Origin of the sequence: Sabulibacter ruber, assembly GCF_017355955.1 — a bacterium.
GTDB classification, from domain to species: Bacteria; Bacteroidota; Bacteroidia; order Cytophagales; family Hymenobacteraceae; genus Nibribacter; species Nibribacter ruber_A.
This window is the reverse complement of the sequence record NZ_JAFFID010000131.1, coordinates 1-271: the sequence shown is the minus strand read 5'-3', so window position 1 is coordinate 271 and position 271 is coordinate 1. Positions and strand designations below refer to the sequence as shown.

Annotated in this window: 1 pseudogene; it reads left to right on the top strand. The window is 63.8% G+C overall.

The window, feature by feature from the left end:
- A pseudogene (locus tag JT719_RS24760) lies at window positions 1–271 on the top strand (MFS transporter); the annotation flags it as partial.

The window sequence follows — 271 nt, the reverse complement described above, 5'->3', positions numbered from 1 at the left end:
GCAGGTCTTCACGCTGCAGAACTGGCAGGCGATGCTCATCCAGACGGCCTTCTTCGGGGCCTACTTCATCGTCTCGCTCCTCTACTTCACCATCTCGGTGACCAAGGGCGACCCGATCCTCAGGATCGGCTACAAGAACGGCATCATCGTGGGCCTGGTCGTGACGGCGCTGGGCTGCCTCTTGTTCCTGCCCGCGGCCGACTCGCACTCCTACGGCCTGTTCCTGGGCGCGCTGTTCGTGCTGGCCTCCGGCATCACGGTGCTGCAGATC